At 64.5% G+C, this 17821-nt stretch carries 16 protein-coding genes and 1 tRNA gene; 12 read left to right on the forward strand and 5 right to left on the reverse strand.

Annotated elements, in window-relative coordinates; all coding sequences use genetic code 11:
- Positions 1-27: 27 nt before the first annotated feature.
- From EGM87_RS03115 to EGM87_RS03125, 3 genes are all read right to left on the reverse strand, one after another.
- Positions 28-102, reverse strand: a tRNA-Glu gene (locus EGM87_RS03115).
- Between the two features lie 282 nt (positions 103-384).
- The gene (locus EGM87_RS03120) at positions 385-1182 is read right to left on the reverse strand and encodes a SapC family protein (RefSeq protein ID WP_137709892.1); all 798 of its coding nucleotides are present in this window, start codon (positions 1180-1182) and stop codon (positions 385-387) included.
- A gap of 140 nt (positions 1183-1322) precedes the next feature.
- Positions 1323-2762 (reverse strand): FAD-binding oxidoreductase, encoded by a 1440-nt coding sequence (locus EGM87_RS03125; RefSeq protein WP_061938771.1) that lies wholly within the window; start codon positions 2760-2762, stop codon positions 1323-1325.
- Between the two features lie 78 nt (positions 2763-2840).
- Between EGM87_RS03125 and EGM87_RS03130 the strand changes: the two genes are divergently transcribed.
- Both EGM87_RS03130 and EGM87_RS03135 read left to right on the forward strand, forming a co-directional pair.
- Positions 2841-3275: a hypothetical protein gene (locus EGM87_RS03130; protein WP_044661938.1), complete on the forward strand. Its 435-nt coding sequence runs from the start codon at positions 2841-2843 to the stop codon at positions 3273-3275.
- 110 nt (positions 3276-3385) lie between these two features.
- Positions 3386-4735: a DEAD/DEAH box helicase gene (locus EGM87_RS03135; RefSeq protein WP_044661939.1), complete on the forward strand. Its 1350-nt coding sequence runs from the start codon at positions 3386-3388 to the stop codon at positions 4733-4735.
- Positions 4736-4812: 77 nt separating this feature from the next.
- Here the strand turns inward: EGM87_RS03135 and radC are convergent, their stop codons facing one another.
- Positions 4813-5508: a RadC family protein gene (radC, locus tag EGM87_RS03140; protein ID WP_137709994.1), complete on the reverse strand. Its 696-nt coding sequence runs from the start codon at positions 5506-5508 to the stop codon at positions 4813-4815.
- A gap of 128 nt (positions 5509-5636) precedes the next feature.
- On the opposite strand from radC, the gene EGM87_RS03145 reads away from it, so the two are divergent.
- The 8 genes from EGM87_RS03145 to EGM87_RS03180 all read left to right on the forward strand — a co-directional run bounded on the left by EGM87_RS03145 (position 5637) and on the right by EGM87_RS03180 (position 12275).
- Positions 5637-8870 carry an intermembrane phospholipid transport protein YdbH family protein gene (locus tag EGM87_RS03145; protein ID WP_137709891.1) on the forward strand — a complete coding sequence of 1078 codons (3234 nt, stop codon included), beginning with the start codon at positions 5637-5639 and terminating at the stop codon, positions 8868-8870.
- The gene (locus tag EGM87_RS03150; RefSeq protein WP_137709890.1) at positions 8867-9055 is read left to right on the forward strand and encodes a YnbE family lipoprotein; all 189 of its coding nucleotides are present in this window, start codon (positions 8867-8869) and stop codon (positions 9053-9055) included. Before EGM87_RS03145 ends, EGM87_RS03150 begins: the two co-directional genes overlap by 4 nt.
- Positions 9052-9453, forward strand: a complete 402-nt coding sequence (locus tag EGM87_RS03155; protein WP_025546504.1) for a YdbL family probable chaperone protein — start codon at positions 9052-9054, stop codon at positions 9451-9453. The genes EGM87_RS03150 and EGM87_RS03155 overlap by 4 nt, the downstream gene beginning before the upstream one ends.
- 192 nt (positions 9454-9645) lie before the next feature.
- On the forward strand, positions 9646-9969 hold the full coding sequence (locus EGM87_RS03160) for an AtpZ/AtpI family protein (protein ID WP_025546506.1): 324 nt from the start codon (positions 9646-9648) through the stop codon (positions 9967-9969).
- A 75-nt stretch (positions 9970-10044) separates the two neighbouring features.
- Positions 10045-10803 carry a F0F1 ATP synthase subunit A gene (locus tag EGM87_RS03165; protein ID WP_503345423.1) on the forward strand — a complete coding sequence of 253 codons (759 nt, stop codon included), beginning with the start codon at positions 10045-10047 and terminating at the stop codon, positions 10801-10803.
- A gap of 53 nt (positions 10804-10856) precedes the next feature.
- Entirely contained in the window at positions 10857-11084 is a 228-nt protein-coding gene (locus EGM87_RS03170) for a F0F1 ATP synthase subunit C (protein ID WP_004207392.1), read from the forward strand.
- 89 nt (positions 11085-11173) lie between these two features.
- The gene (locus tag EGM87_RS03175; protein ID WP_137709888.1) at positions 11174-11668 is read left to right on the forward strand and encodes a F0F1 ATP synthase subunit B family protein; all 495 of its coding nucleotides are present in this window, start codon (positions 11174-11176) and stop codon (positions 11666-11668) included.
- Positions 11661-12275 (forward strand): F0F1 ATP synthase subunit B family protein, encoded by a 615-nt coding sequence (locus EGM87_RS03180; RefSeq protein ID WP_061938755.1) that lies wholly within the window; start codon positions 11661-11663, stop codon positions 12273-12275. The genes EGM87_RS03175 and EGM87_RS03180 overlap by 8 nt, the downstream gene beginning before the upstream one ends.
- A 447-nt stretch (positions 12276-12722) precedes the next feature.
- Here the strand turns inward: EGM87_RS03180 and EGM87_RS03185 are convergent, their stop codons facing one another.
- Entirely contained in the window at positions 12723-13778 is a 1056-nt protein-coding gene (locus EGM87_RS03185; protein ID WP_137709887.1) for an NAD(P)-dependent alcohol dehydrogenase, read from the reverse strand.
- Positions 13779-13956: 178 nt separating this feature from the next.
- Between EGM87_RS03185 and uvrC the strand changes: the two genes are divergently transcribed.
- Both uvrC and EGM87_RS03195 read left to right on the forward strand, forming a co-directional pair.
- Entirely contained in the window at positions 13957-15870 is a 1914-nt protein-coding gene (gene uvrC, locus EGM87_RS03190; RefSeq protein ID WP_137709886.1) for an excinuclease ABC subunit UvrC, read from the forward strand.
- A 166-nt stretch (positions 15871-16036) separates the two neighbouring features.
- Positions 16037-17704 carry a sensor histidine kinase gene (locus EGM87_RS03195; protein WP_253719131.1) on the forward strand — a complete coding sequence of 556 codons (1668 nt, stop codon included), beginning with the start codon at positions 16037-16039 and terminating at the stop codon, positions 17702-17704.
- The last annotated feature ends 117 nt before the right edge of the window (positions 17705-17821 follow it).

Raw genomic sequence — 17821 nt, forward strand, 5'->3', positions numbered from 1 at the left:
GGTGTGGTACCTCCCGGGAGAGGAAGGTGGTGACCCCTACGGGAATCGAACCCGTGTTTCAGCCGTGAGAGGGCCGCGTCCTGACCGCTAGACGAAGGGGCCACAGGCCGCGCTGGGCGGCGAGTAGGGAGCCGCCTTTAGGAGGGCGCGTCGGCGTCGTCAAGCGAAACCCGCGCCATTTCCTTCAGCCAATAAAAAACCACCCCATGCGATTCGCATGGGGTGGCCAAGGTTCAGGGAGGAGACGCCTCCAAAGGGGGAGGCGCCCATACGACACACCCGAAAGGGGGGCAGGTGCGCCGTATGTTCAGTAAATAGAGAAAGCCGCGCGGAGTTTCAAGTGGCACCGCGCAACCTTTTTCCTTAAATATCTGTCATGAATGCTTAATTTGGTTGGGCATTCGCTGTCTGGGGCGCCGCCGGGACGGCGATCGGGCCCTTGCCCTGCGAAACCTGCGCCTCGAACAGTTCCCGCATGAGCTGCAGCGAGAAGAGATGCGCGTAAATGAGCGGCAGCATGCCGTTCTGGCTGATCTTGCGAAGCTGGTCGCCGCGCATGTCGCGCAGCTTTTCCTCGTTCACCATGCGGAAGCCGCGATAGACGAAGGGTTGGTCATTGCCGGGCACCTGGATGGCGACTTCGCCGTCCATCAGCAGGTCGAGATCCTTCAGATCCTTCATGAACTGGCCGGTACGCGCCGCTGCCTGTTCGAAATCCTCGCAGAATTTGAGCACGCCCTGCGTCAGTTCGCTGGGCTTGCCGTCTTCGAACAGCGGCTGGCCCTCCTCGAACGTGCCGAGCGCGTCGCTGGTCGGATCGAAGCAGAGCGAGAGTTCGTCGCTGTCGGGGCGCAACTTCGCCAGCATCCAGGGATAGCGGCGGACATAGGCGGGGACATAGGCCGGGCCACGCAGCTTGCCATCATCGTCGAGGAAGGTGTTGACGCCCTCGTTGAGGCCCATCAGCGCCAGGGGAACGGGCTCGTCCCCGGCGGAGAAGATGATCGGCACGAAGCGCTGGGCGGCGACGAATTCGTCCACGGTCAGCGGAATGGCGTGCTGGGTCGTCAGGAACGGCGCCGAATCGACGGTGCGGCTCCGCCAGGCGGCGTGATCGACGCTGCTCAGCGGAATGAGATCGTTGTAGAAGACGGGAAGGCCGTTCGCGGGCGCGCTTGCCATGATGTGCTAGTCCATTTCCAACAAAAAGCGGCGCATTTTCCCTTGCGCCGCTAGCCTGATACTGGGCCGAGGGGGATAAAGCCCTTGGACGCGGGAGGCAATCGCTTTGTCGATGCCCTGTGCTGCGGCCGGGGCTGGCTTCAGCCTTCCTCCGGACGGGGGATCAGCTTGTCCGGATTCATGATGCCCTGCGGATCGAATGCGGCCTTGACCGCGCGCAGGGCGTGGAGGCGCGCGGGGCTGGAGAGGCGGCCGAGTTCGGCGCGCTTCATCTGGCCGATGCCATGTTCGGCGGAGATGGAGCCGCCCGCCGCGACCACTGCATCATGGACGAAGCTGTTGATCGCCTGACCCTCCGCCGCGATCCATGCCGGACCGTCGGTCGTGCCCCTGGGCGCGCGGACATGGAAATGGACGTTGCCGTCCCCCAGATGACCGAAGGAGGAGGCGGTGGTGCCGGGAAAGGCCCTTTCCGCCGCTGCCGCGGCTTCGATCATGAAGGCGGGCATCCGCGCAACCGGCACGCTGATGTCATATTGCAGCGCCGGTCCCTGCGCCCGCTCGGATTCGGAGAGCGATTCGCGGATGCGCCAGAAGGCTTCCGCCTGCGCTTCATTGGCGGCGATGGCGGCGTCGACGGCGAGGCCCTGTTCCAACGCATCGGCCAGCGCGCTCTCCAGCCGGTCGGCGGGCGTCGGATCGCGCGGGTCGCCATGGTCGACCTCTACCAGCACATGCCAGGGCGTGCGCGTTGCAATCGGGCAGCGGGTGCCGGGAACATGCGACAGGACATGGCCCAGGCCGTCGTCCGCGATCACCTCGAACCCTTCGACACTGTCGCCCAGATGGGCTTCGCAAAGCCGGAGCAGGGCAAGCGCATCGGCAGGGGAGGAGACGCCGATCCAGCCGACGGCGCGAGCCGCAATGGCGGGCACCAGGCGCAGCGCGGCGGCGGTGACGATTCCCAAAGTCCCCTCGGCGCCGATCAGCAATTGCTTGATGTCATAGCCGCGATTGTCCTTCTTGAGGGCATCCAGGCCATGGAAGATGCCGCCGTCCGGCAGGACAGCCTCAATCCCCTCGACCAGCGCGCGCATCGTGCCGTGGCGCAGCACCTGGGTTCCGCCGGCATTGGTGGAGATGAGCCCGCCGATGGTGGCCGAACCCTTGGCCCCAAGGCTCAGTGGAAAGCGGCGGCCAACAGCGGCGGCGGCATCGTGGAGGTTGGAGAGGATGACCCCCGCTTCGCAGACGGCAAGATTGTCGTGCGGAGACAGGCTGCGGATATGGTTCATCCGGCGGAGCGACAGGATCAGCGCAGAACCGTCCGCCGGGGGCGTGGCGCCGCCCACCATGGAAGTGTTGCCACCCTGCGGCACCAGCGGCACGCCAAGGTCTGCGGCAAGGCGAACCGCAGCGGCGACCTGGCCGGTCGATTCCGGCTGAAGAATGGCGGCGGCAGCGCCGTGATAGCGTCCGCGCCAGTCGCTGACCCACGGGGCGATGTCGTCCGCATCGGTCACGACGCGCTTTTCCCCCAGCAGGGCCGTGAATCGGGCGATAACATCTTGTCCTATCATGGGACTGTCCTATGCCTTGGAATTCATCGACGGTTCAACCTTTGGCCCATAGCGTCCGCGTCCCAAAAGGGGTTCGACTTGTTTCATTCCGTCCTGCTGCTGTTGTCCGCGTCAGCCGCCGAGCCCGTGCAATGGGCGCAACTGACGATCGAGCAGCGTGTCATCATCCGCGTGCCGATGGCAAGGAAGGGGCGTGCGCCCGCGCGTCCCACGCCGGAGGCGCGGAATGACTGGAAGGAGAAGAAGGGGCCGCGCTGCATCGCGCTGCGATCGATTCGGTCGGCAAGCATAGTGATGGACAATGCCATAGATCTGCTGCTGGCTGATAATCACCGCTATCGCGCAAGGCTGGAGCGCGGGTGCAACAGCATGGGTTTCTATTCCGGATTCTATGTCGAGCCCGATGAGGACGGCTCGCTCTGTTCCGGGCGCGACGAATTGCAGGCGCGGAGCGGGGCCAGTTGCGCGATCGAGGGTTTCCGCCGGCTGGAGCAGGCCGAACCGGACGATTGACCGCATCATCTTCGCGATTTTCTTGACAAGAGGCCGATATTTCCGCAAGGCGCGCCCGATTTCCCTGCGCGTTTTCGTGCGGTGGAGAGCCTCCTGTCCCGGACATCTGAATGACTTTTGCCGATCTCGGCCTTTCCGACGAATTATTGAAGGCCGTTACCGAGGCCGGATATGACACGCCCACGCCGATTCAGGCGCAGGCGATCCCGCCCGTGCTGATGATGAAGGACATCATCGGCATCGCGCAGACGGGAACGGGCAAGACCGCCAGCTTCGTGCTGCCGATGATCGACATCCTCGCCCATGGCCGCGCACGCGCGCTGATGCCGCGATCGCTGATCCTGGAGCCGACGCGTGAACTCGCTGCCCAGGTGGCCGAGAATTTCGAGAAATACGGGAAGTATCACAAGCTCAACATGGCGCTGCTGATCGGCGGCGTGCAGATGGGCGACCAGCTCAAAGCCCTGGAAAAAGGCGTCGACGTGCTGATCGCGACGCCGGGGCGGCTGATGGACCTGTTCCAGCGGGGCAAGATACTGCTCAACGGCTGCAGCATGCTGGTGATCGACGAAGCCGACCGGATGCTCGACATGGGCTTCATCCCGGACATCGAGGAGATTTGCACCAAGCTGCCTGCCCAGCGGCAGACGCTGCTGTTCTCCGCGACCATGCCGCCGGTGATCAAGAAGCTGGCCGACCGGTTCCTCAGCAATCCCAAGTCGATCGAGGTGGCGCGGCCCGCCACGGCCTCGACCAACATCACCCAGCGTCTGGTGAAGGTCGATTCGCGCAAGAAGCGGGAGGCCCTCCGCGCGATGCTGGATGCCGAGGACGTGCAGAGCGCGGTGATCTTCTGCAACCGCAAGACCACGGTGCGTGAACTCAACAAGAGCCTTCAGCGCCATGGCTTCAAATCGGGCGAGATTCACGGCGACATCGACCAGTCGGCGCGCATCGCGGAACTGGAGCGGTTCCGGGCGGGGACGGTGAACATATTGGTGGCGTCCGACGTTGCGGCGCGCGGACTGGACATCAAGGGCGTGAGCCATGTGTTCAATTTCGACGCGCCCTGGCATCCCGACGATTATGTCCATCGCATCGGCCGCACGGGCCGCGCAGGGGCGAAGGGCGTAGCCTATACCTTCGTGACGTCGGACGATGCCGAGGCGATCGACAATATCCAGAAGCTGATCAAGCAGAAGATCGAGACCATCGACGCACCGGTCGCTGCTGCTCCCGCTGAAAAGGCGAAGGAGGAACCGCGCCGTTCGGGCCGGGATCGGAAGGACGACCGCAAGTCCGACAAGCGCCGCGACGACCGCCGCCGGGAAGAACCGCGTGCGGCCCGGCCGGAAGGCAATGGCGCCCGGCCGCGGCGGCCTGAACCGGTGGACGATGGTCCGGACGAAGGCTGGAACGGACCGGTTCCGGAGTTTCTTTCGGTGGGGTTTGGCGCTTAGTTGCCGTTGCGGGCCAGGCGTGGCCTGTTTTCGGCCCTCCTAAGACATCCCTTCCCGGCTGCTTCGACGCACGGTCCCTAGATCAGCCCTTTCGCACGCAGGCTGCTGTGCCCCTGTGTCCCTATGATGATATGGTCATGCACCGCGATGTTGAGCCGCTTGCCCGCTTCCGCGATCTGCCGGGTGATTTCTATATCCTGACGGCTTGGTTCCGGCGATCCGCTGGGATGATTGTGGACAAGGATCAACGCTGCCGAGCCAAGGTCGATCGCCCGTCGAATAACCTCCCGGGTATAAATCGCCGCCTGGTCGATCGAACCGTCGCCCATATGCTCGTCGCGGATCAGCATGTTCCGGCTGTTGAGATGCAACACCCGCACCCGCTCCACCGTCAGAAAGGCCATGTCGGCGCGCAGATAGTCGAGCAGCGCCTGCCAGCTGGCCAGCACCGGCTTCTCCGCCACCTCGTTGCGTAGCGTCCGCAGCATCGTCGCCTGGACGATCTTGATCGCGGCGATGCTGGTGTCGCCCATGCCGGGAACGCGGGCAATCGCCTGCCAGTCAGCCGCCATCAGCCCACCGATGCCATCGAATTCCCGCAGCAGCGCCTTTGCCAGTGGTTTCGTGTCGCGACGGGGTATGGCCAGTGCCAGCAGATATTCGATCAGTTCATGATCATGCAACGCTTCGCCGCCGCTCTCCGCCAGTTTCCGGCGCAGCCGGGCGCGATGCCCGACGCCGTCGTGCGCAGCCTTCAAATCCTGGTCCGGCAAAGTCTTACCTGTCCCCCGCATGCGAAGGGGGACGCTATTCATTGCGGATTTATCGGGCAAGGATATTTAGGAGCGATCGGACGTTATGCAGGCGTTACGGACTTGAGCACGCGGGTTTGACCAGAAGCATGGAAGATGAAGACGGCGAAAAGGAGATTCGCCGGGGCTGGCTCCGCTGGCTTGGAGTGGGCACGGGGTCGCTGGCGCTGATCCTTGCCGCGCTGTGGACGCAGCGCGCGCCCATCGCAGAAAATTTCATCAGCCGCGAACTCAACCGGCGTGGCGTGCAGGGCAGCTATGATCTGACGGACATAGGCCTTCGCACCCAGCGGATCGAGAATATCGTGCTGGGCGATCCCGCTCGTCCCGATTTGACGGCGCGCTGGGTGGAGGTCGACATCGCATTCACAGGGCTGACCCCGCAAGTGGCGGCGGTGCGGGCCGGCGGCGTCAGGATGCGGGGGTCGTTGCACAATGGCGTGCTGAAGCTGGGAGAGGTCGACAAATTCCGCGACCCGAAATCCACGGCGCCCTTCAGCCTGCCGGACATTCTGCTGGCGCTCAGCGATGCGCGACTGCGGCTGGACACCGATGCCGGCCCGATCGGCATGCAGATAGAGGGGAAGGGGAATCTGCGATCGGGCTTCCGGGGCAGGCTGGCGGCGGCGATGCCGAATGGAGGCGTCGAGGGATGCGGGCTGGCCGACCTGCGGGCGATGCTGGATGTTGCCATGCAGGACGGACGCCCGCATCTCTCCGGCCCGTTGCGCGGCGCAGCGCTGGCCTGTCGCGATGCCGGCATCGCCGTGGCGAAACCGGCTGCGGATGTGGATGTCTGGCTTGGCAAGGCGTTGAATCGCTGGACCGGCCGCGTCGACCTGACGGGGGAAGCGCTCAAGTCCGGCGGCATGGTTCTGGCGCGCCCCTCAGGCCGGATCGATTTCGACGGAACGGCTGCCAAGACCGCCGGGCGAGCGCGAATCGGGGCGGCGGCTCTGTCGGCCGGCGCTGCATTGACCGGACCTGCCGACTTTCAGGGCGCCTGGCATGTCGGCAAGGGCGATATGGGTCTTGAGGGGCGGTTGTCCGTTCGGCAGTTGCGGTTCGCCGGCCGCGATCCCCTTGCGGCTGCGCGCGAATCTACGGCCGGGACGCCCGTTGGGCCGCTGGTTGCACGGCTGGCTGACGCCGCGCGCCGCGCAGGCGCGGACAATGTCCTGCAAACCACCCTGGCCTTCGCTCAGCAAGGGAAGGCGGGCAGTCTGGCCTTGACCGACACCCGCTTTTCGGCGCGCAGCGGTGCGCGGATCGCCATAGCAGGGGAAGGTCGCGTGACCATTGGCTGGCCTGGCAGGGCCGGGCAGGCGATCGACTGGGCGCTCGACGGAGCGATCACGACGGAGGGCGGCGGATTGCCGAGGGCGGCGCTGCGGCTGGGGCGGAGGCCGGGTGGCGGCTTTGGCGGACAATTGTTCCTTGAGCCCTATGCGGCGGGCGATGCCAGGTTGAGCCTGGAGCCGGTGCGGTTCGTTGCGGGGCCGAAGGGCGATACGCGCTTCTCGACGCAGGTGCGGCTCGACGGGCCGCTTCCCGGTGGAAGGCTGCGCGGGCTGGTGGCGCCCGTTGAAGGGCAAATGAACGCCAAGGGTCTATTGGCGATCAACCCGCATTGCGTGCCCATCTCGCTGATCGAGGCGCGCTATGGCAATTTTTCGCTGGGGCGGACCCGGCAGACGCTGTGCCCCGTCGGGCAGGCGCTGCTTGCCGTCGGGCCGGGCGGTGTGAGTGGCGGCGCTGAAATCCGCAAACTCGCATTGGCGGGGAAAAGCGGCGACAGCCCGATGCGCCTTTCCGCCGATAGCGCTCGTTTCGCCCTGGGACAGCAGGGTTTTGCACTTGCCAATGCCGATCTGGCGATCGGTCCGCAGGATTCGCCTGTTTGGTTGAGCGCGGCGACGCTGACCGGCAACGCCACGGCCAAGGGCTTGGGCGGCAGGTTGACGGGGGCAGGCGGCCGGATCGGGTCCGTGCCGCTGATCGTCGAAAATGGCGCGGGCGACTGGAGCTTCGCCGGGGGCGCGCTGAGGCTGACGGCCGGGATGACGGTGCGCGATGCGCAGGCGCCGGGCCGGTTCGAACCGCTGAATGTTCCCGACTTCGCGCTGACGTTGAAGGATTCGAAGATCGCAGCGACAGGATCGTTGCGGGCGCCGCGCAATGATGCGCTGGTCGCCCGGGCAGTCATCGCGCATGACCTGAGCAGTGGGCGAGGCAAGGCGGATCTGGCGGTTCCGGCACTGTCCTTTGGTCCTGGTCTCCAGCCGGAGGATGTGACCCGCCTCGCCCTTGGCGTGGTGGCCAATGTGACGGCGCAGGTCAGCGGGGAAGGGCATATCCGCTGGAACGGGACGCATGTGACCAGCGATGGCCTGTTCCGGACCGACAATGCCAGCCTGGCGGCGGCTTTCGGCCCGGTGGACGGATTGTACGGCGAACTGCGTTTCACCGATCTGCTCGGTCTCGTCAGCGCGCCGGGGCAGGAAGTGCGAATCAGGTCGGTCAATCCGGGTGTAGAGGTTCGCGACGGCCTTGTGCGCTATCGGCTGGAGGCGGGGCAGAAGGTGCGGATCGAAGGGGGCGGCTGGCCCTTTTCCGGCGGGGAGCTGGTCCTGCTACCGACGACGATGGATTTCAGCGCAGATGTGGACCGTTATCTGACCTTCCGCGTCATCGGTCTGGATGCGGGCGCCTTCATCCAGGCGATGGACCTCAAGAATATTTCCGCCACGGGTACGTTCGACGGCATCATGCCTCTGATCTTCAACGCGCAGGGTGGGCGCGTGGCGGGGGGCGTGCTGACCGCGCGGCAGCAAGGCATGCCGCCGCTGATGATGCCCGAAGGCGTGCTGCCCACCATCCCCTGCGATCCGACGCGCCAGTCGGGGACCCTTTCCTATGTGGGGCCGGTATCGAACGAGCAGTTGGGCGCGATGGGGCGGCTGGCCTTCGATGCGCTCAAGAACCTCCAGTATAAATGCCTCACCATATTGATGGACGGCGCGCTGGATGGAGAGATGGTGACGAACGTCGTCTTCAACGGCGTCAATCGCGGGCAGATCGGTGGGGCGCCGGCGGGTCTGGCGCGGAATTTCACGGGCCTGCCCTTCATCTTCAACGTGCGGATCGCCGCTCCCTTCCGGGGCCTTCTGGGAACCGCGCAGTCCTTCATCGATCCGTCAACGCTCATACAAAACAGCATAGGCGACCAGATGCAGGAGAAGATGCGGGCCACGATCGGCCAGGAGGGGGTTGCAGTTCAGCCTGCCGAAAGCGAAACTATGCGAAATGGGGAGCAGAAATGAAGAAGCGAACGATCATCGCGGCGGGCTTCGCCGGTCTGGCCTTGGGAGGCTGCATCCAGGTGAAGGCGCCCGACAAGCCGATAGAGATCAACCTCAACGTGAAGGTGCAGCAGGAGGTCGTTGTTCGCCTGCAGCGCGATGCGCAAGATTTGATCGAGAATAACCCGGAGTTGTTCCCGCAATGACACGCAAATTTTTGATGATCGCCGCCTCTGCCGCGGTGGTGCTGGCGACCGGCCTGGCCATGACCTCTCCGGCGCGGGCGCAGTCGGGCGCGGTCGCCGCCGCGATGAGCGCGGGGGCGGTGGGCGAGCAGGCCGACGGCTATCTCGGCATTGCCGGTTCGGTGAGCGACGCGGTGCGGCAGGAAGTCGAATCGATCAACATCAAGCGCAGGGCCGCCTATACCGACCTTGCCGGCAAGCGCGGCGTGACCGTGCAGGATGTGGCGGCGGCGACCGGATGCCAGACGCTCAGCAGCAGGGTGAAGCCCGGGCAGGTCTATCGGATCGGCGCGGGCGCGTGGCAGACCAAGGGCGCGGGCCCCATCGCGCTGCCGGGCTATTGCGCCACGGCGGGGTGATTTACCTCAGGCCGGACTTGCCGGGCTAGTGGACTTTGGACCCAGCTTCGTTCGGACAGGAAATTCTCCTGCCCAACGACGGTTGACACTCCTGAAAGCCCTTTCTAAACGGGCCGCGCCTTGACGGGTGCAGCCGCAAGCGCCATGCCGCCTGACGTTGGCTTTTAAAGCCTTGACGGAAAGGATGGCTGGATGGCGGCGGATGCACCGGGGCAGGACCCGGCGGGTGAAGATGCGCGCATCGCTTCTTTGGAGGAGCGGATCGCGCAGGCCGAACATGCCGAAAAGGTCAGACAGGGGACACAGGTGCAGCAGGCGGACGATGGGTCGCGTCTCGGCAACAGGGTTCTCGCGGAGCTGATCGGCGGTCTTGCTGGCGGTGCCGTGGTTGGTGGGACTCTGGACTACTTTCTGCGGACATCCCCATGGCTCCTGCTGGCATTCCTCGGTCTCGGGATCGTGGCGGCTTTCAGGAACATCATCAGATTGACGACGACGAAGCGTCCCGACCGATAGGGACGCTTTTATCTTAGTCCGAAGGCAAAGACGTTACAGGGGTCCAGCGTGGCAGAATCCGGCAAAATCGATCCGATGCACCAGTTTGCGATCGAACCGCTGTTCGGTACGGATCATCTGTCGATCGGCGGCTTCAACATCGCTTTCACCACCAGCGCGCTCTATATGGTGGCGGCCGCCGTGGTGCTTTGGATCTTCGTCGTCGGCGGCATGAAGCGCGAACTGGTTCCCGGTCGCTGGCAGATGGCGGTCGAATATATGACCGGCTTCATCAAGAGCCTGCTGATCGCCAATGTGGGCGAGGGCGGCAAGAAGTACATTCCTTACGTCTTCTCGCTGTTCATGTTCATCCTGCTGGCGAACCTGCTGGGCCTGCTGCCGCTGGGTCTGGTCGGCCTGCATCCCTTCACCTTCACCAGCCATTTCACCGCGACCGGCGTGCTCGCGATCATGAGCTTCTCGATCGTGCTGGCGGTGGGTTTCTACAAGCATGGCCTGCACTTCTTCTCGCTGTTCGTGCCGCACGGCACCCCGGCGCTGATGGTGGTGCCGCTCTTCTTCATCGAACTCGTTTCCTTCATGGTGCGTCCGTTCAGCCTTGGCCTGCGACTGTTCGTCGCGATGACCGCCGGGCACGTGCTTTTGAAGGTGCTCGCAGGTTTCGTCATCAACAGCGCCAATGCCAGCCCTGCGCTTGGCCTGACCGTCGGCGCCGCCAGCTTCATCCTGATGATCGGCATCAGCGCCCTGGAATTGCTGGTGGCGGTGATCCAGGCCTATGTGTTCGCGCTGCTGACCTCGGTCTACATCAACGATGCCGAGAACCTGCACTGATTTTCCGCCATTACCTCAACGTTCGAATAGAGTTTAGAAAAGGAGTTTATAACATGGACGCAGAAGCCGCAAAGCTGCTCGGTGCTGGCCTGGCCGCCATCGGTGCGGGCATCGCCGCCCTCGGTGTGGGCAACGTCTTCAGCTCGTTCCTCGAAGGCGCGCTGCGCAACCCCGGCGCTGCCGACGGCCAGCAGGGCCGCCTGTTCATCGGCTTCGCCGCCGCGGAACTTCTGGGTCTGCTGGCGTTCGTTATCGCCATGATCCTGGTGTTCGTGGCCTGAACAGCCGCTTTGGGGCGGGCAGGGATGGCCAGTCGGCCGCCATGCCCGTCCTCTGATTGACCGCGCCCTGATCGGACGGACCCGAAAAAATGCCTCAAATCGCGCAAATTGCCGAAACCTATTCATCGCAGATCTTCTGGCTGCTGCTGACATTCGGTTTCGTTTTCTTCGTCATCGGCCTCGGCATGGTGCCAAAGGTTCAGGCGACGGCCGATGCGCGCGACGCGAAGATCAGCGGCGATCTGGATGCCGCCAAGGCGGCTTTCGCCCGCGCCGATGAGGCGGAGGCCGACTATCGCGCCCGCGACGCCGAAAGCCGTGCTGCCGTCCAGGCCAGCCTGGCCAAGGCGAAGGTGGAGGCAGCCAAGGCTTCGGAAGCCAAGCTGGCCGCCGCCGATGCGGACATTGCAGGCCAGATCAATGCGGCCGAAGCCCGTATCAAGGCTGCCACCGACGCAGCCATGGCAGAGATTGAAACCGTTGCCGCTGATGCAGCGCGCGACATGGTGGCTCGCATTTCCGGCGTGAACGCGTCGGAAGATGCGGCCCGCAACGCAGTAAAGGCGGCACTGGCCCATGGCTGAGGCAGCAGCACAGCATAGCGAGACGGAAGCCCCGCACCTGAATGAGGCGATCCATTCGGAGGGGATGGAGCCGGTCGGCACCGTCGCTCACGAAGGCGTGGCCCCGCACACCGACCCGAAGGCCGTCGGCATGGATGCCACGGCCTGGGTCAGTCTGGCGATGGCGGTGTTCATCCTGATCCTGTTGATCAAGAAGGTGCCCGGTCTGATCGGCGGCGCGCTGGATGGCCGGATCGCGCAGATCAAGGCGCAGTTGGAGGAAGCCTCCAAGCTTCGCGCCGAAGCCGAAGCGCTCAAGGCCGAATATGAAGCCAGGCTGGCGGCTGCCGCCGGCGAGGCGGAGGCGATGCGCAAGTCCGCCGAGCATGAAGCGGCAACGCTGCTGGAGGACGCCAGGGCCAATGCCGTCGCGCTGGTCGCGCGTCGTCAGAAGATGGCGGAGGACAAGATCGGCGCGGCTGAGCGCGCGGCGGTCGCAGGCATCCGGTCCAAGGCGGTGAACGCCGCGACCGGCGCCGCGGCGGCGCTGATCGCTCAGGGCCATGATGCGCAGGCCGATAAGCTTCTGGTCGATGACGCGATCCGGGGGCTTGGCCCGAGCGTCTGACAGACACTGCCGAGGGTTGGAGTAGAAAGGCCAGTGCGGTTTTGCGCTGGCCTTTTTCTTTGAGCGGTGAAGCGGTTTCAAAGCATCGTGCAGAAAAGCCAGTCCTAGCCTGTCGAAGGATGGGGACCGGTTTCCTGCTTGATAGGATGCGACTACAGAAACCTGGAGCGCGCAACCAGCTCCCGATTTATCGCAGCGCGCTCTGGAGCGCCGTTCAAGCCTGTGGAATCACCTGCTGACTCGTCAAAGGCGGCGAATAAAGGGTGGGGCAGCCGAACGGATACCACAGGATCGGAATCCGCTCTGCGTTGGAGTTTTCGGGCAGACCATCCTTAGCAGACGAGGGCGGAACGGAGTTTCCGCCTTCGCAGGAGCGCATCTGCATTCGGGAGGGCAGGCGCGGGGTCGATCAATGGCCGGCGACGGGGCCGGCCATTGATCTGCCGATCAGGCTGCCGCCAGCGACGCGCTATCGATGACGAAGCGATATTTGACGTCGCTCTTCTGCATCCGGTCATAGGCGGTTTCGATGTCCTGCATCGCGATCATCTCGATGTCCGCCGTGATGCCCCTTTCCGCGCAAAAATCGAGCATCTCCTGCGTTTCGGCAATGCCGCCGATCAGTGAACCGGCAATCGACTTGCGCCCGAAGATCAGCACGCCGACGCTGGGCGAAGGGTGCGGATGTTCCGGTACGCCCACCAGGCACATCGTGCCGTCGCGCTTCAGCAAGGTGGTGAAGGCGTCGAGATCATGGCTGGCGGCCACCGTGTTCAGGATGAAGTCGAAACTTCCACCATGGGCGGCCATCTGGTCCGGATCGCGCGAGATGATGACTTCATCGGCGCCAAGGTCCAGCGCATCCTGCCGCTTGCTTTCCGAAGTCGTGAAGGCGACGACATGGGCGCCCATGGCATGGGCGAGCTTCACCCCCATATGGCCGAGCCCGCCGATCCCGACGATACCGACCTTCTTGCCGGGTCCGACATTCCAGTGGCGCAGCGGCGAATAGGTGGTGATGCCTGCACAGAGCAGCGGCGCCACAGCCGCCAGTTGATCCGCCGGGTGGTTGATCTTCAGGACGAACTTCTCGCTGACGGTGATGCTTTGCGAATAGCCGCCGAACGTATGCCCGGGCGCATCCGGCGTCGGACCGTTATAGGTGCCGACAAAGCCGTTCTCGCAATATTGCTCCAGCCCTTCGTCGCAGGCCGAACAATGCTGGCAGCTATCGACCATGCAGCCGACGCCGACCGTGTCGCCGACCTTGAACCGGGTGACGCCGTTGCCGACGGCGGTGACGTGGCCGACGATCTCATGGCCGGGAACGCAGGGGTAAAGCGTGCCGCTCCATTCGGAGCGGACCTGGTGAAGATCGGAATGGCAGACGCCGCAATAGGCGATGGCGATCTGCACGTCATGTTCGCCGGCCGGGCGGCGTTCGATGTCGATGGGTTCCAAGGGCTTATCGGCGGCATGGGCGCCATAGGCTTTCACGATCATGATCGGCTCTTCCTTCAAGGAGGAGCGGCCTCCCTGAAGGGACCGCATTATGGAGGATAGCGCTACCAGTTCCGGCAGCAGCAGAAAGATAGGAAGGGCCAGCCAAGGATCAACGAGGACGGGCCGAAATTTAACCCCATGCCATTGCGATCCGGGACCATCCCGCTATTTCTCCCTCATGTCGCGTCCCCAATCCCCCGATCGCTTTCATGAAGACAAGGCCACCTTCACCGTCACCGGCAGCCAGCCCGACATAGAGGCCGGCGTGGAGGCGATCCGCACGACGCTCAAAACCCTGCCGACCCGCCCGGGCGTCTATCGCATGCAGGATGCGCGGGGCGATGTGCTTTATGTCGGCAAGGCACGTGCGCTGCGCAACCGGGTCACCAACTATACCCAGGTCGACCGCCTGCCCAAGCGGCTCCAGCGCATGGTCGCCCAGACCCGCTCGATGACGATCGTCACCACCAACAGCGAGGCGGAGGCCCTGCTGCTGGAGGCGCAGCTCATCAAGCGTTTCCGGCCACCCTATAATGTCCTGCTGCGGGACGATAAAAGCTTCCCCTTCATCCTGCTGCGCGAGGATCATGACTTTCCCCGCGTCCAGAAGCATCGCGGCGCGCGCAAATATAAGGGGCGCTATTATGGCCCCTTTGCCAGCGCCGGATCGGTGACGCGAACCATCAACGCGCTCCAGAAGCTGTTCCTGCTGAGAAGCTGCACCGACAGCTTCTTTGCCAATCGTTCGCGGCCTTGCCTCCTATATCAGATCCGCCGCTGTTCCGCCCCTTGCGTGGGCCGGATCGACGATGCCGCCTATGGCGAGCTGGTCAAGGACGCGCAGGATTTCCTCGGCGGCAAATCGACCGCCGTGCAGAAGAAGCTGGGCGAGGCGATGCAGGCGGCTTCCGACGCCATGGACTTCGAGCAGGCGGCGGTGCTGCGCGACCGGCTGAAGGCGCTGACCTTCATCCAGGGCAGCCAGGCGATCAACGCGGAGGGGCTGGGCGACGCCGACATCTTCGCCCTGGCGACCAAGGGCGGAGCGATGTGCATCCAGGCCTTCTTCATCCGCGGTGGGCAGAATTGGGGCCATCGCAGCTTCTTCCCCGTCCATACCGCCGAAGTGGCGGAGGACGAGGTGCTCAGCAGCTTCATGGCGCAATTTTACGAGGAAGTGCCGCCGCCCAAGCTGATCCTTGCCGACCGGGCGCCCGCCGAATGCGAGCTGATGGCGCAGGCGCTGACCGAGCGCATCGGGTCCAGGGTGCGGATCGAAGTGCCCCAGCGCGGCGACCGCACCCGCCTCATCAAACAGGCGCAGCGCAACGCGGTGGAGGCGCTCGACCGGCGGCTGGCGGAAACCACGACGCAGGCGAAGGTGCTGGAGGAGATGGTCGAGACGTTCGGACTGGACGGGGTGCCCGACCGCATCGAAATCTACGACAACAGTCACATCCAGGGCGCTCATGCCCTAGGGGCGATGGTCGTCGCGGGTCCGGAGGGCTTCCGCAAGAACGCCTACCGCAAGTTCAACATGAAGAACCCGGAAACCTCGAACGACGATTTCGCGATGATGCGGGAGATGTTCGAGCGGCGCTTCGGCCGCGCCGCGCGCGAGGACCCGGATCGCGACAGCGGCGAATGGCCGGACCTGGTGCTGATCGACGGCGGCAAGGGACAATTGTCCGCCGCCCGGACGATATTGGAGGATATGGGCATAGAGGATGTCTGCATGATCGGCATCGCCAAGGGGCCGCATCATGGCCGCGAGGGGCGGGAAGTATTCCACATGCCGGACGGGCGGGAGATCACTTTCCCCCTCAACCATCCCGTGCTCTTCTACCTTCAGCGGCTGCGGGACGAGGCGCACCGCTTCGCCATCGGCGCGCACCGTCAGAAGCGCAGCAAGGCGATCACCGTCAGTTCGCTCGACGAAGTGCCGGGCATCGGACCTTCGCGCAAGAAGGCGCTGCTGATGCATTTCGGAACCGCCAAGGCCGTGAAGAGCGCGGCGTTGGAGGACCTGCTGAAGGCGCCGGGCGTTTCCAAGGCGGTGGCGCAGCAGGTCTATGATTATTTCCACGGCTGAGCGACGGCAGGGGTGGTCCGGATTGCCGCCGCCATATTGCCCGGAACGTCGGATTATCTCTGCGACGAATGGATCGCCATTTGACCATCGCCATTTGACCGGGGCATGATTTCCTTTCCATAAGAAGCGGCTCGACAGACATGATGCATCGGGCCGGATGGGGGATATGCGTCACGCGATGAATGGGCCGGGCGAAATCGCGATGCGCTTGAGCTGGTGGGACATGCGGGCGCTGTCGGCATTGCGTCCGTGGCAGACGCTGGATTTCACCCGACTGTTGCTGGCCGTCATCTATGCCGTCGTCAGCTTCGGCTTCTCCAGCGCGCGCCACTGGGCGGAAAGCGCGGAGCATGTGCTGATCCTGCTCATGCTGCTGCTGGCGTTTTCGGCGGTGCTGCTCTCGTCCCGCTCCTGGGTGACGGACATGCGGATCAGACGACCGGTCATCTATCTGGACACATTGCTGTTCCTGGCCCTGCTGGTCGTCACCAACCCGTCCAACAGCCCTTATTTTTCCGGCAGCTTCTTCGTGGCGGTGGAAGTGGCGCTGATCGTGCGGCGGCGGTTTCATCTGCTTGTTGCCCTGGCGGCGGGCATGGCTGCGGTCGGCGTCACATGGCTTGACGAGATCGCTTCCCTGCCGTCGGAGCCGGAAGCGGAGCGGGTCGTGCTGCGTGCCTGCTATCTGGCGGTGGCGATCCTGGTGACCGGCGTGCTGCTCGGGCCGCGCCGGGAAACGCTGTTGCAATTCGAGCGGGACAGGCGGTTGCTGGAAGGGGAGCTACCGCCCGCCGGGAGCGATCATGGCCCGTTCCTGCTCCATGCCTTGCGGCTTGCGACCCGCGGACATGGGGTTGCCGTGCTGTTCCGCCTTGCCAGCCATGAGCCCCTGCGCTTCGCCAGCAGCGCGGCGCGCGAAATGCCTGCGGTGGGTTTCGGCAACTTGCTGACGGCAGAGACCGGTTGGCATGACCGGTCGAGACATGCGTCGATCTCGCTGTCGGCGGATGGAATAGCCGTGCTGGGACCGTTGTCGCCGGGCGGTCAGGCATGGACGGCGCTGCTGGACGCAGAAACGCTTCTGACGGTAAGGGTGACCATCGGCACCTTCGAGGCGGTGGGCGCGGCCTGCCTGGACGATCCCTGCCATGAGGATCGGGCCGCCATCGCGCAGCGGGTCTTCGAAAGCGCATGTGAGGAACTGACTGTCCGCAACAGCCTGGACCTCGCGCATGTGATCGCCGGTGCGCGGGAGCGGGAGCGGCTGCAGCGGGAATTGCACGACAGCGTTCTGCAGGCGCTGGCCAGCATCCGTTTCCAGATCGCGCCGCTGCTGGCCGGGCGGCAGGTCGAGCCGCTCGCCGTGATCGAGAATGTCGACCGCATCGCGAAGGACCAGATCGCCACGATCCGCTGGATCATCAATCCGGACGTGGATGAGGAGGATTTCGCCTATCTGCCGGAGACGCTGGCGATGGTGGTGCGCTCCCTGGGCGAGCAGTGGGGCATAGACTGCGAGTTGAAGGTGGAGGACGGCAATTGCGCGACCAGCGCGATGATCGGCCGGGAACTGAGCTTCGCCGTGCGGGAGATCGTCGCCAATGCGGTACGCCATGCGCGGGCGACCATGGTGAACTTCGCGCTGGAGCCGGACGGCAACCGCATCGCCCTTCAGGTGAGCGACGATGGCGTGCCCAATATGGCGCGGCTGGGATCGAGCGGGGCGGTGCCTTCGCGGTCGCTGATGCGGCGGATACAGATGCTGGGCGGGGAGGTGTTCCTGCAGAATATCGGTGGGCGAACGACGATCCGCATCACCGTTCCGCGCAAGTAACGGGCCGCCGGGCTTTATCTTTTCCAATGGCTCACCATATCTGGACGGCCGCGTAGAACCTTTCCCGCGATTGCGCATTTACCGGGCGTTTACCAACATCGCGGATAGTCGCGGCAA

The organism is Sphingobium sp. RSMS, from assembly GCF_005406185.4.
GTDB lineage: Bacteria > Pseudomonadota > Alphaproteobacteria > Sphingomonadales > Sphingomonadaceae > Sphingobium > Sphingobium fuliginis.